Raw genomic sequence first — 13,230 nt, forward strand, 5'->3', positions numbered from 1 at the left:
CCTCATAGGGGCACTCATACCCCACCGAAACTGCTGGCCAGGGTGCCGATGATCAGCGCCCAACCGTCCACCAGCACGAACAGCATGATCTTGAACGGCAGCGAAATGATCAGCGGCGAAAGCATCATCATACCCATCGCCATCAGCACGCTGGCAACCACCAGGTCGATGATCAGGAACGGGATGAAGATCATGAAGCCGATCTGGAAGGCCGTCTTCAACTCCGAGGTGACGAAGGCCGGCACCACGATGGTCAGCGGCGTCTGGTCGGGCCCGGCGATGTCGGTGCGCTTGGACAGGCGGATAAACAGGTCCAGGTCGCTTTGCCGGGTTTGCGCCAACATGAAGTCCTTGATCGGCCCTTCGGCCTTGAGCACCGCATCCTGGGCCGTCATCTTCTCGGCCAGGTACGGTTGCAGGGCTTGCTGGTTCACCTTGTCGAACACCGGCGCCATGATGAACATGGTGAGGAACAGTGCCATGCCCGTGAGGATCTGGTTGGACGGCGTGGACTGCAGGCCCAGGGCCTGACGCAGGATCGAGAACACGATGATGATGCGGGTAAAGCTGGTCATCAGCATGACGAATGCCGGGATGAAACTCAGCGCGGTCATGATCAGCAGGATCTGCAGGCTGACCGAGTATTCCTGCTGGCCGTTGGCACCGGTGCCCAGCGAAATCGCCGGGATCGACAGCGGGTCGGCCGCCAGCGCCAAGGGTGCGGCGAACGCCAGCAGCAGCGTCAAGACAATGCGCAGCGCGCCCATCAGTGCTTATCCTTATGGTCCTTGCCCATCAGCTCCATCAGGCGCTGGGCAAATTCGGGGGTGGCCGGGGTGGCTTTTTCAGGCACCACGATCGGCTCCTTGAGCACATGCAGCGGCGCGATGCGGCCAGGGCTCAAGCCCAGCAGGATCTGCTCGTTGCCCACCTGCACCAGCACCAGCCGATCACGCGGGCCCAGGGCGCGCGAACCCAGCAGCTCGATCACCTGACCACTGCGTGGCCCGGCCGACTGCACGCGGCGCATCAACCAGGCCAACAGGAAAATCAGCCCGATCACCAGCAACAGGCCCAGTACCAGTTGCGTCAACTGCCCGGCCATGCCGCTGCCCAGGGTCGGCGCCACCGCCGAGCCAACCGCGGCCGAAGGCGCGGGGGCGGCACCGGATGGCGGCGACAACGCGGGGTCGGCGGCCAGCACTTCGGCCGGCAAGGCCAACAACACGGCGAGGTACCTGTTCACTCAGCGCAGCTTCTTGATGCGTTCGCTTGGGCTGATCACGTCAGTCAGGCGGATGCCAAACTTTTCGTTGACCACCACCACCTCGCCGTGGGCGATCAGCGTGCCGTTGACCAGCACGTCCAGCGGCTCACCCGCCAGGCGATCGAGCTCGATGACCGAACCCTGGTTGAGTTGCAGCAGGTTGCGAATGTTAATGTCGGTGGCGCCCACCTCCATGGAAATGGTCACCGGGATGTCCAGGATCACATCCAGGTTGGGGCCTTCCAGGGTGACGTGCTTGTCGTTCTGCTTGGGCGATGCGCCAAACTCTTCCATTGCCAGGCGCGAGCCCGACGACGAAGCGCCAGCATCTGCCGCCAGCAGCGCGTCGATATCATCCTGGCCACCGTCACCGCTCTCACCCAGGGCCGCGGCCCATTCATCGGCCAGGGCCTGGTCTTCAGCAGAAGTTATTTCGTGTTCGTCAGCCATCAGGGTTTCCTCGACGGGCAATTAAATCAGGGTTGGGGCTTGTTCAATGAAACGCCGCTCAACGGCGCTCGATCGGCTCGATCACTTGCAGTGCCAGGTGGCCCTTGTGGGAACCGAGCTTGGCCTTGAAGGCCGGCACGCCGTTGGCGCGCATGATCAATTCTTCCGGCAACTCCACCGGGATCACATCGCCCGGCTGCATGTGCAGGATGTCGCGCAGGCACAACTGTCGGCGGGCCACGGTAGCGGTCAACGGCACGCTGACGTCCAGCACGTCTTCGCGCAGGGCCTTGCTCCAGCGCTCGTCCTGGTCGTCCAGGTCGGACTGGAAACCGGCGTCGAGCATCTCGCGCACCGGCTCGATCATCGAGTAAGGCATGGTCACGTGCAGGTCACCGCCACCGCCATCGAGTTCGATGTGGAAGGTGGACACCACCACCGCTTCGCTCGGGCCGACGATGTTGGCCATGGCCGGGTTCACTTCGGAGTTGATGTACTCGAAGTTCACTTCCATGATCGCCTGCCAGGCCTCTTTCAGGTCGATGAACGCCTGGTCAAGCACCATGCGCACCACACGCAACTCGGTAGGGGTGAATTCACGCCCCTCGATCTTGGCGTGGCGGCCATCGCCGCCGAAGAAGTTGTCGACCAGCTTGAACACCAGCTTGGCGTCCAGGATAAACAGGCCGGTGCCGCGCAACGGCTTGATCTTGACCAGGTTGAGGCTGGTGGGCACGTACAGCGAGTGTACGTACTCGCCGAATTTCATCACCTGTACGCCACCCACCGCCACGTCCGCCGAACGACGCAACATGTTGAACATGCTGATACGGGTGTAACGGGCAAACCGCTCGTTGATCATTTCCAACGTCGGCATGCGGCCGCGCACGATGCGGTCCTGGCTGGTCAGGTCATAACTTTTGACGCTGCCCGGCTCACCGTTGCTTTCAGTCTGAACCAGCCCATCGTCGACGCCATGCAGCAGCGCGTCGATTTCATCCTGGGACAGCAGGTCTTGCACGGCCATGTCGTGTTCCTACTGCAATACGAAGTTAGTGAAAAGCAACTGATCGATAACCGGCTTGCCGACTTCTTTCTGAGCCACTTCCTGTACGCTGGCGGTCGCTTTCTGCCGCAGCATTTCGATCCCGACCGGCGTTGCGAGGGCGGTGAAATCCTGACCGGAGAACATCATCACCAGATTGTTGCGAATCACCGGCATGTGCACTTTCAAGGCTTCCAGGTCGGCCTTGTCGCGGGCCTGGAGGGTCACGCTGACCTGCATGTAGCGATCGCGGCCATCCTGCTTGAAATTGACCACGAAGGCTGGGTTGAGTGGTTCATACAGCGCTGGCTGCTTGCCCGCATCTGCGGCAGGCACTTCGGCGGGTTTGCTTTCGGCCCGGTGCATGAAGAACCAGGTAGCGCCCACGGACAAGCCGATCGCCAGCAGCAAGGCCACCACGAAAATAATGATCAGCTTGAGTTTGCCTTTGCTTGCGGGGTCTTTCACTGCTTCGGTATTCGCCATGCCAATAATCCGTCACTAATCGGGTTTTCACAGTCGCCTGCCATGGCAAGAGCAAGTGTTATGCCAGATTGGGTCGGGGGAGCGAACACGCCCCGTGGGAACGGATAAATCCGCGCCACGGGGTACAGGACTCAAGCGTAGTAATCGATCGCGCTGGTGCCGATCATCACTTGCTGCACGTTGGCCGCCTGGGCCACGGGGGTGAGGGTGTTGTCATCGCTGCCATCCAGGCTGAAACGGCTGCCCGAGGTACTCTGACCTTGTTGAGTCTGTTGCTGGTTCTGCGAATTGCGCGACTGGTCAGACACGTTCACGTCGAGCTGGCCCATGCCCTGCTCGGCGAACATGTCACGCAGCTTGCCTTGCTGGCTCTCCAGCGCTTCGCGCACGCCGACATGGGCACTGGTAAAGGTGATTTGAGTGGCCTGGTCCGTCGCCATGTTGACGCGGATGTCCAGACGCCCCAATTCTGCCGGGGTCAGCTGGATATCGGCCGACTTGAGGTTTTGGCTCGACATGTACATCACCCGGTTCACCAGGCCCTCGCTCCAGCCGGCCTGGGTCATGGCCAGCGGCTGGGTGGGCACCGCCACCGCATTGGCGGTTTTTGGCGTGGCCGCCTGGGTCAGTGCGCTCAAGCGGTTGGCAAAGTCGTCGATGCGGGTATCGCTGTCGGCGCTCTTGATGTCTTTGAGGCCCGCCTCGATCTGGCCGGTAAAGGCCTTGCCATCGGGCTCGCCATCGGTACCGGCCGGCTGTTGCTGGTCAACGATGGCGGCAAGGCCGCTGGCAAAACTCTGATCAGCAGTCAGGTTGTTCTGGTTATTGCCAGTTTTCTGGCTGCCGTTGCCGGTCTCGGTGCTCGCGTGGGCAGAGGTGGTGCCCTGGGCCTTGGCATTTTGCTCAAGGGCCATGCGTATGACCGGCAAGCCGGCCAGCGCGTCATCGGTAGCCGGGTCGAAGGTTTCGGCCGCCGGTTGCGCAGCGGGCTGCGCGGCCGGGGTAGTCGCGGCGGTCAACGCCGGGTCAGGCTGGACGAGCGCAGGGTCTACCGGCGGGGTTGCCGCAGGGTCTGCCTGGGCGACCACCGGTTGCGGGTCGAGCACTGGAGCGGGCGCGTCACTGGCGTCCGTCACAGCGTTGACGGCCGCTGGGTCTTTGTCGTCCTTGCTGTCGTCGTCGGCCTTGGCGTTGGCCTTGTCGGCCTTGGTCGCCGAATGGGCTGGCAAGCTTTTGCCGCTATCGGCAACGGCCGGCTTGCTGGCGGCAGAGTTCTTGTCGTCGCCGGCCTTGCTTTTGGCCGCCACCGACGGTTTATCGTCGCCAGCCTTCAGCCCGCTGTCGGTCGCCTTGGCAACCTTCGCCGGGGCGGCCGTGGCCTGCTTGGCGTACACCTGCGAGAACTGCGAAGACGTGTCCTTGCTGACTTGCGAGGCTTTGGCCAAGGTGCTTGAGGTGCTGGCTTGCGCCTTGCTTACCGAGGTGGCTTGCAACAAGGGGTTGGTAACAACTGGCATGAACGGTCTCCGCTGCACTGGGAACGTGGGTACAGTGCAGGAGATACAGCAAAAGTCAGGCCAACAGCTGAATCAGCAAGGAAAGCGTTGCCGTTCGTCACGATAAAGTCGGCGAACCGTGGCAAATTCGCCGTCGATTCGATTGATCAGCTCTTCGATATCCAGCAACGGGGGGCGCTTGGCGCGCTCCTCAAGCTCATGGCACAACTCGGCCAGTTGCAAGGCACCCATGTTGCTGCTGCTGCCCTTGAAGCTATGGGCTGCCAAGGCCAACGCGCCGGCATGGGTGGCGTTGCGCAGTTCGCCCAAGCGGGTTTCGGAATCGTTGATAAACGTATCCAGCAACAACGGGTAGTCGCTTTCCATGACTTCCTGCAATGCACTGAGTACGTCGTAATCGAGATGCTGTTTCACTTGTTCACTCCTTGATCAAGCGGGATTATGCCTGAGCCCCCCAGGAAAATTCCACGCAGGCGCTGCGCCCATCATCCGACCACCGAGCGTCATGGCTCAATTGCCGGATAAGCCTGAGACCTCGCCCGGACAGACCTTGTACCACCAACGGCCTGGCCAGTACCCGGCGCGCATCGAAACCATGACCGCTGTCTTCGACTTCGATCGTCAGCCGACCGCCGTCGCCCACGGGCCTGACCTGCAGGCGCAGGCGTACATAACCGCCGCGCAAGGCGCTCAAACGGGTGTTGCGCTGCTCGTAGTATTGCGCAAATCCGGGCGCATCGCGCTTTAAACTTGAGTCCAGGCCGAGCACGCCATGCTCCAGGGCATTGGAATAAAGCTCCGACAGTACACTGTAGAGCGCCCCGCTCTGGGCCCGCAAGCCATGGATTTCCTGCAGCAACTGCAGCAAGTAAGGCAACGGATTGAAGCGTTTGAGGGTGTCGTCGCGAAATTCAAAGCTCAGCGACCAGTCCAGCGGACTCGACTCGCCGCTGTCCGAATACACCAAGGCTGGCTGCACCAGGCAATCGGGCTCGACCACGCCGACCTGGACCATGCTGACATCATCGCGTGACTCGCCGCGAAAATCCTTCAGCGCTTGCAGAATGTCGTCGAACAACTGGTCTGGGTGAGCGTTATGGGCAAACACCTGCTGCAAGCGTTCCACCCCAAAAAGCTGTTCATCGCCGTCGGCGGTGTCGATCACCCCATCGGACAGCAAGAACAGCTGATCGCCCAAGCCAACCGGGTAGACCTCGGTCTTGTCGTCGAAGCGCTCGGGCGCCAACACCCCCAGCGGCAGGTGCCGCGACACCAGCGGCACGCGCTCGCCGCAGCCGACGCGGTGCAGGTAGCCGTCCGGCATGCCGCCGTTCCACACCTCGACGCTGCGGCGCTGGAAGCTCAGGCTGAGAATAGTGGCGCAACAGAACATGTCCACCGGCAGGATGCGCTTGAGCTTGGCATTCATCTCCCGCAGGATTTCGGTCAGGCCGTAGCCTTTGGCGGTCATGCCATAAAACACTTCCGCCAAGGGCATGGCACCGACTGCCGCCGGCAAGCCATGGCCGGTGAAGTCGCCAAGCATCAAGTGAATGTCGCCCGAGGGGGTGAACGCGGCCAGCAACAGGTCACCGTTGAACAGCGCGTAAGGCGACTGCAGGTAGCGGATATTCGGTGAACTGAGGCAACCGGAATGGGCCACCTGGTCAAACACCGCCTTGGCCACCCGCTGCTCGTTAAGCAGGTAGCCGTGGTGGCGGGCGATCTGGTCGCGCTGCTCAAGCACGGTCGCCTGCAGGCGTCGCAGGCGGTCCATCGCCTTGATCTTCGCCGCCAATATCACCTGGTTATAGGGTTTGGCGAGGAAGTCGTCACCCCCCGCCTCCAGGCAACGCACCAGCGCCTCTTCTTCGGTCAGCGACGTCAGGAAAATGATCGGCACATGCTCTTCGCCAGCCAATTGCTTAATCTGCCGCGCCGCGCCAAAACCATCGAGTACCGGCATCAGCGCGTCCAGCAAGACCAATTGCGGTCGTTCGCGGGCAAACGCCTCGACGGCCTCCTGGCCATTGCTGGCCGTGAGCACCTGATGGCCTTGGCGGCGCACGATACCGGAGAGCAGCATGCGGTCGGTCATGTTGTCGTCAGCGATCAGTACCGTCAGCGACTCGCTGGCGCGCAGCATCAGTTGAGCTCGAAGAGTTTTTCGAAATTGGAGATGGCGAGGATTTTCTTCACGTCGGCGTTGCTGTTGGACAGCTTGATCTGCGCATGGTCGCCGCCGGCGTGGTCACGCAGCAGCAGCAACATGCCCAAGGCAGAACTGTCCAGGTAAGTGGTGTCTTTCAAATCGATGATGTAGGACTTGGGCGAGCCGTCCACGCGCTCGTAGGCTTCACGAAAATTCTGATGGGCACCAAAGTCGAAACGACCGTTGATCTTGATGGTCAATTCCTTCCCATCCGAAGACAGATCTGCTTTTACGGCCATGTTTGAAGCTCCTTGAGTGAACGATCCCAGACAAGGTTTAGCACCGCGCAAAGCGTGTTACAACCTGGCCTGTAACAAAATATAGATTAGAACGCCGCGTGCCGTGGCAAACGCTGGGACAACTCGTCCAGCAACTTCTGCTCACGCTTGTCTTCCAACTGCCGCGCTTCGTCGATGTAGCGCTGCACCAACTTGCGCAGGCCTTCGACGCGCGCGTAGGCCTGTTGCCAGACGCCGCGGGCGTTTTCCAGGTTGTTCTGGTGCCAGGCCAGGCTTTGCTTCTGCTGCGCCACGGCGGTTTCCAATTGGTTGAGGAAGCGCTGGTAGTTCATCAGCCACTGCCCGGACACGCCCTTGCTGCCGTAGGAAATCCACTGCTGCTGGTAATCGTGGCGAAAGCGGTCCAACTCCGCCAGTTTGGCTTCGGCCAGGCGTACCTGGCCCTGAAAATGACCCAAGCGCTGCACCGCCGTGCGCTCGACTTTTTCTGCCATTTCAACTACAGGCGCCAGGCGCGCCGAACGGGACTGGGCCATGGCCAATCAACCCGGCGCCACAGGGGTGAAAATTGCGGCCAGATGGTCGCTGCTGCGCTGCAGGCTCTCGTTGTCGTTGAGCCCTTGGCGCAGGTAACGCACCAGCTTGGGTTGCAGGTTGATGGCCAGGTCCGTCTCGCGATCGCCGCCTGGCACATAGGCACCCACGCTGATCAGGTCGCGGCTTTGCTGGTAGCGCGACCACAATTGCTTGAACTGCTGGGCCTGGACCATGTGCTCGGGGCTGACCACCTGTGGCATGACCCGGCTGATGGAAGCCTCGATATCGATCGCCGGGTAATGCCCCTCCTCCGCCAGCCGCCGCGACAACACGATGTGACCGTCGAGCACGCCCCGGGCCGAGTCGGCGATGGGGTCCTGCTGGTCATCGCCCTCGGACAACACGGTATAGAACGCGGTGATCGAGCCACCACCGGCCTCGGCATTGCCCGCACGTTCCACCAGCTTGGGCAGCTTGGCGAACACTGAAGGCGGGTAACCCTTGGTGGCCGGCGGCTCGCCAATGGCCAGGGCGATTTCACGCTGGGCCTGGGCGAAACGGGTGAGCGAGTCCATCAGCAACAGGACGTTCTTGCCCTTGTCGCGAAAGTATTCAGCGATACGCGTGCAGTACATGGCCGCACGCAAGCGCATCAGTGGCGCTTCGTCGGCGGGGGATGCCACCACCACCGAGCGCTTCAGGCCCTCCTCACCGAGAATGTGCTCGATGAACTCCTTGACCTCGCGCCCCCGCTCACCGATCAGCCCGACCACAATGATGTCGGCCTCGGTAAAACGGGTCATCATGCCCAGCAACACGCTCTTGCCCACGCCGGTACCGGCGAACAGGCCCAGGCGCTGGCCGCGACCCACGGTCAACAGGCCATTGATGCAACGGATGCCCACGTCCAGCGGCTGGCTGATCGGGTCGCGCTTGAGCGGGTTGATGGCCGGGCCGTCCATCGGCACCCAATCCTCGGCCTTCATGCCGCCCTTGCCGTCCAAGGCGCGGCCGGCACCGTCAAGAATCCGCCCAAGCATGCTCATGCCCATGGGCAGCCGCCCGGTATCGGCCAGTGGCACCACCCGGGCGCCGGGCGCAATACCGGCCACGCTGCCGACCGGCATCAAAAACACCTTGGTACCGGAAAAGCCCATGACTTCGGCCTCTACCTGTACCGGGTGATAGCTGTCGTCGTTGATCACCACGCAACGGCTGCCCATGGCCGCGCGCAAGCCTTCGGCCTCCAGGGTCAGGCCGACCATGCGCAGCAGGCGCCCTTCCAGCACCGGTTGCACTGGCAGGTTGATCGCCTCGGCATAGGTGCCCAGGCGCTTGCCGAAACTGGTGCGGTCAAGGCGCATCGGCGGCGCCCAGTTCAACACTGACATCCGGCTCGGCCGGGTGCAGCGCCTGTTCATGCAGTTGGTCGAACAACTGGCCGATGGCCTGGGTAATGCGGGTTTCCATGGTCGCATCGATACGGCTGTGCTCCGACTCCACGCGGCAACCGCCAGGCTGCAGGGCGTCGTCCTCGACGATACGCCACGTTTCCTCGTGCTTGTCGCGCAGGGCCTTGACCAGTTCGAAGTCTTGCGGGTTGATGAAAATCCGCACATTGCCGGCGCCCATGGGCAGCAGCTTCAACGCTTCGCGCAGCACTTGTTCGATCTGGCTGGAATCCATTTTCAGTTCACGCTGGATTACCTGGCGGCTGATATGCCCCACCAGTTCCACCAAGGACTTTTCAATCTGGCTGTCCTGGTCGGCAATCGGTTGCATCAGGTGGCCCATCAGCACTTCAAGGCCTTGCAGTTTTACTGCCAAAGCGGCCTCGGCCTCCTGGCGTACCTTGAGCTGAGTGCTGTGGAAACCGTCCTTTTCGCCGGCACTGAAGCCTTCGTTGTAGGCTTCCTGGCGAATGCTTTCGAGCTCTTCGAGGGTCAGCGGCTGCACTTCATCGAGCGGCACCTCCTCGATTTCCTCGACGATGGGCTCAGGCTCTGGCTCAGGCTCCGGAACTTGCGGGTCGAAACTGGGTAGCGCCCACAGGTCGACGGCCTTGAGGTCTTCGGCACGGATCAGTTCGCTGGCGGGTTCTTGGTTGGCGCGGGACATGGGCACTTCCTGGAATCGGTGGGGGCCGTTTCGCGGTTAAATGCGCTCCTGACGGCTGTAGGAGCGAATTTACCCGCGAAGGGTTCATGAAAATCTGACCCCGTTAGATCATCTCTTCGCCGCCCTTGCCGCCCAGCACGATTTCGCCGGCCTCGGCCATGCGGCGGGCAATGGTGAGGATTTCCTTCTGCGCGGTTTCGACGTCGCTGACGCGCACCGGCCCCTTGGCTTCCAGGTCGTCGCGCAACAACTCGGCCGCACGCTTGGACATGTTCTTGAAGATCTTTTCCTTGACGCCTTCGTCCGAGCCCTTGAGTGCCAGCACCAGCACGTCGGAGGACACCTCGCGCAACAGTGCCTGGATACCGCGGTCGTCGACATCGGCCAGGTTGTTGAACACGAACATAAGGTCTTCGATCTGACCGGACAGGTCTTCGTCGATCTCGCGGATGGAGTCCATGAGCGCACCTTCGACCGAACTGTCGAGGAAGTTCATGATGTCTGCCGCGCGCTTGATGCCGCCCAAGGTGGTACGTGCGGCATTGGAGTTGCCCGAGAACTGCTTCTCCAGAATGGTGTTCAGCTCTTTCAGAGCGGCCGGCTGCACGGTATTCAACGACGAGACGCGCAGGATGATGTCCAGGCGCACCTTGTGGTCGAAGTGCCCGAGCACTTCACCGGCCTGGTCGGCATCAAGATAAGCCACCACGATCGCCTGGATCTGTGGGTGCTCGAAGCGGATCACATCGGCCACGGCACGCGGTTCCATCCACTTGAGGCTGTCCAGGCCGCTGGTGTTGCCACCCAGCAGGATGCGGTCGATCAGGCCGTTGGCCTTGTCTTCACCCAATGCCGAGGTGAGCATCTTGCGGATGTAAGTGTCGGAGCCGACGCCCAGGCTGGTCTGGTCGCCGACGATCTCGACGAACTCGCTCATTACCTGCTCGACCTGCTCGCGGTGCACGTTGCGCATTTGCGCCATGGCCACGCCCACCCGCTGCACTTCCTTGGGCCCCATGTGCCGCAGCACCTGGGCAGCATCGGTCTCGCCCAGGGACAGCAGCAGGATGGCGGCCTTGTCGACCTTGGTCAGTTTGGCGGCAAGCGCTTGGTTATTACTCATCGGCGTTGATCCACTCTTTCACGACCTGGGCCACGCGACCCGGGTCTTCTGCCACCAGACTCTTGATGGCGTTCAACTGAGCGTCGTAGCCTTCGCTCGGGCTTGGCAACAGAATACTCTGCGGCCCGCCCAGGCTGACGCGGTCGTTGGCCAGTTCGCCATCAAGGCCACCCATGCCGCCCAGCTCGACGTCGCCGTCCAGGCCGGCCAGTTGCTTGCCCTTGCCATTGCCGGTGATGTTGTTAAGCACAGGGCGCAGTACCCCGAACACCAACAGCAGGATAAACAGCACGCCCAGCACTTGCTTGACGATGTCCCAGAACCACGGCTGCTGGTAGAAGGCGATTTCCGGAATCACCTCGCCACGCTCAGCCGAGAACGGTGCATTGATGACCGTCACGCTGTCGCCACGGCTGGCGTCGAAGCCCACGGCGTCTTGTACCAGACGGGTAAAGCGCGCCAATTCGTCGGCGTTCCACGGGGTACGGGTAACCTCGCCATTGGCGGCGTTGGTCTTGACCTGGTCATCCACCACCACCGCGACCGACAGGCGAGTCAGGCGACCCTGCTGCTGCTTGGTGTGGCTGATGGAACGGTCCAGCTCGAAGTTCTTGGTCGACTGGTTACGCTTGTCGGCCGGGTATGGCGCCAGCATCGGCTGGCCGGTGGCCGGGTCCATGATCTGCTGACCATTGGCGTCCAGCAACGGCTGACCTGGCGGCACGGCAGTCGGCGCACCGGGCGCGGCGGCCTGGCCGGTTTTCTGCGGCGCGGTGGCCGGGCCTGGCGGCTGGTTGCTGAGGGCACCGGGCACGCCACTGGGCCCGCTGCCGCTGGAGCGCTGCTCGGTGACCGACTGCTCGCTGCGCAGGGCTGGCTGGTCGGGGTTGAACTGCTCGGAGGTGGACTCCACGGCACTGAAGTCTACGTCGGCCGATACTTCGGCCTTGTAGCGGTCATTGCCCAGCACCGGCTCCAGGATGTTGTGCACGCGCTGGGTAAGCATGCTTTCCATCTTGCGGCTGTAGTCGAACTGCTTGCCGGCCATGGTCAGTTCGGAATCCTGTGCCTGGTCAGACAGCAGGTTGCCCTTCTGGTCCACGACCGAGACGCCGGATTTTTCCAGTTCCGGGACGCTGGTGGCGACCAGGTTGATAATGGCCAGCACTTGGCCTGGTTCCAGGTTGCGACCCGGGAACATCTCGACCAGCACCGAAGCGGTGGGCTTGCGATCGTCGCGCACGAACACCGAGCTTTTCGGAATGGCCAGGTGCACGCGGGCACCCTTGACGTTGTTCAGGCTGGAAATGGTGCGCGCCAGTTCGCCTTCCAGGCCACGGCGGTAGCGGGTGGCTTCCATGAACTGGCTGGTACCCAGGCCTTGGTCCTTGTCCATGATTTCGTAGCCAACGTTGCCGTCGCTAGGCGCCACGCCGGCGGCGGCGAGCTTCATGCGGGCACGGGCGATGTCATCGGACTTGACCAGCAAGGCACCGGAGTTCGGCTCCACGGTGTAGGGGATGTCGGCGGCGCCCAGGGTTTCCATGACCTGCTTGGTGTCCATGCCCGACAGGCTGCCGTACAACGGCCGGTAGTCGGGCTGCTGGGACCACAGCACCACGGCAAAACCAATCGCGACACTGGCCGCCAGCCCCACCAACAGGCCAACCTGACGCAGCACCGTCATCTGGGAAAGGTTTTCCAGGAAAGACAGGCCCAACAGCGGTGGCTTGCCACCTGCTGGGGCACCGCTCTTGGCCGGCACGTTATCCACGACTGCTTCTGCCATGACTCAATCTCGTCCTTATACCGGCATCTGCATGATGTCTTGGTACGCCTGTGTCAGCTTGTTACGTACCTGTGTCAGTGCCTGGAACGACACACTGGCTTTCTGCGAGGCAACCATCACGTCGGTGAGGTCCACGCCGCTGGTGCCGATCTCGAAGGCATTGGCCAATTGGTCAGAGGCTTTCTGGGTATCAGCCACTTTGTTGACAGCCTGGCCCAGCAGGTCGGCAAAGCTGCCGCCGGAAGCCTCAGGCGTCGCGGCGATGCTTTTCGACTGGCCCATGGCGTCGGCCTGCATGGCCCGCATGTCCATTATCAAACGATTGAATTCAACACCTTGGCTCATGGATCACTCTCTCCAGCGGCACGCAAATTTTTGACACTGTTTCAACGAATACACAGCAGGTAGCAACAAGGGTGCCAGCTGACCGTGAATCCATCACAAAAT

15 protein-coding genes are annotated in these 13,230 nt (G+C 61.9%); all 15 read right to left on the bottom strand.

Going from position 1 to position 13,230, the window contains the following annotated elements; translation table 11 throughout:
- Positions 1–14: 14 nt before the first annotated feature.
- The 15 genes from fliP to fliE all read right to left on the bottom strand — a co-directional run bounded on the left by fliP (position 15) and on the right by fliE (position 13,128).
- Positions 15–767 carry a flagellar type III secretion system pore protein FliP gene (gene fliP, locus L9B60_RS04880; protein ID WP_249676883.1) on the bottom strand — a complete coding sequence of 251 codons (753 nt, stop codon included), beginning with the start codon at positions 765–767 and terminating at the stop codon, positions 15–17.
- On the bottom strand, positions 767–1,246 hold the full coding sequence (gene fliO / locus L9B60_RS04885) for a flagellar biosynthetic protein FliO (RefSeq protein ID WP_249676884.1): 480 nt from the start codon (positions 1,244–1,246) through the stop codon (positions 767–769). Before fliO ends, fliP begins: the two co-directional genes overlap by 1 nt.
- Entirely contained in the window at positions 1,247–1,717 is a 471-nt protein-coding gene (gene fliN, locus L9B60_RS04890; RefSeq protein WP_249676885.1) for a flagellar motor switch protein FliN, read from the bottom strand.
- A gap of 58 nt (positions 1,718–1,775) precedes the next feature.
- Positions 1,776–2,744 (bottom strand): flagellar motor switch protein FliM, encoded by a 969-nt coding sequence (gene fliM / locus L9B60_RS04895; RefSeq protein WP_249676886.1) that lies wholly within the window; start codon positions 2,742–2,744, stop codon positions 1,776–1,778.
- Positions 2,745–2,753: 9 nt separating this feature from the next.
- On the bottom strand, positions 2,754–3,248 hold the full coding sequence (gene fliL / locus L9B60_RS04900) for a flagellar basal body-associated protein FliL (protein WP_249676888.1): 495 nt from the start codon (positions 3,246–3,248) through the stop codon (positions 2,754–2,756).
- A 131-nt stretch (positions 3,249–3,379) separates the two neighbouring features.
- Entirely contained in the window at positions 3,380–4,765 is a 1,386-nt protein-coding gene (locus L9B60_RS04905) for a flagellar hook-length control protein FliK (RefSeq protein ID WP_249676889.1), read from the bottom strand.
- Between the two features lie 72 nt (positions 4,766–4,837).
- The gene (locus L9B60_RS04910) at positions 4,838–5,131 is read right to left on the bottom strand and encodes an Hpt domain-containing protein (protein WP_249679659.1); all 294 of its coding nucleotides are present in this window, start codon (positions 5,129–5,131) and stop codon (positions 4,838–4,840) included.
- 73 nt (positions 5,132–5,204) lie between these two features.
- Positions 5,205–6,911: a SpoIIE family protein phosphatase gene (locus tag L9B60_RS04915; protein WP_249676890.1), complete on the bottom strand. Its 1,707-nt coding sequence runs from the start codon at positions 6,909–6,911 to the stop codon at positions 5,205–5,207.
- The gene (locus L9B60_RS04920; protein ID WP_249676904.1) at positions 6,911–7,216 is read right to left on the bottom strand and encodes an STAS domain-containing protein; all 306 of its coding nucleotides are present in this window, start codon (positions 7,214–7,216) and stop codon (positions 6,911–6,913) included. Before L9B60_RS04920 ends, L9B60_RS04915 begins: the two co-directional genes overlap by 1 nt.
- A gap of 86 nt (positions 7,217–7,302) precedes the next feature.
- Entirely contained in the window at positions 7,303–7,752 is a 450-nt protein-coding gene (gene fliJ, locus L9B60_RS04925) for a flagellar export protein FliJ (protein ID WP_249676906.1), read from the bottom strand.
- A 6-nt stretch (positions 7,753–7,758) separates the two neighbouring features.
- The gene (gene fliI / locus L9B60_RS04930) at positions 7,759–9,117 is read right to left on the bottom strand and encodes a flagellar protein export ATPase FliI (RefSeq protein ID WP_249679660.1); all 1,359 of its coding nucleotides are present in this window, start codon (positions 9,115–9,117) and stop codon (positions 7,759–7,761) included.
- The gene (gene fliH / locus L9B60_RS04935) at positions 9,107–9,871 is read right to left on the bottom strand and encodes a flagellar assembly protein FliH (protein WP_249676907.1); all 765 of its coding nucleotides are present in this window, start codon (positions 9,869–9,871) and stop codon (positions 9,107–9,109) included. Before fliH ends, fliI begins: the two co-directional genes overlap by 11 nt.
- Before the next feature lie 103 nt (positions 9,872–9,974).
- On the bottom strand, positions 9,975–10,994 hold the full coding sequence (fliG, locus tag L9B60_RS04940) for a flagellar motor switch protein FliG (RefSeq protein WP_249676908.1): 1,020 nt from the start codon (positions 10,992–10,994) through the stop codon (positions 9,975–9,977).
- Positions 10,987–12,783, bottom strand: a complete 1,797-nt coding sequence (gene fliF / locus L9B60_RS04945) for a flagellar basal-body MS-ring/collar protein FliF (RefSeq protein WP_249676909.1) — start codon at positions 12,781–12,783, stop codon at positions 10,987–10,989. Before fliF ends, fliG begins: the two co-directional genes overlap by 8 nt.
- Before the next feature lie 15 nt (positions 12,784–12,798).
- Positions 12,799–13,128: a flagellar hook-basal body complex protein FliE gene (fliE, locus tag L9B60_RS04950; RefSeq protein WP_249676910.1), complete on the bottom strand. Its 330-nt coding sequence runs from the start codon at positions 13,126–13,128 to the stop codon at positions 12,799–12,801.
- Positions 13,129–13,230: the final 102 nt, after the last annotated feature.

The organism is Pseudomonas abieticivorans, assembly GCF_023509015.1.
Classification (GTDB): Bacteria; Pseudomonadota; Gammaproteobacteria; order Pseudomonadales; family Pseudomonadaceae; genus Aquipseudomonas; species Aquipseudomonas abieticivorans.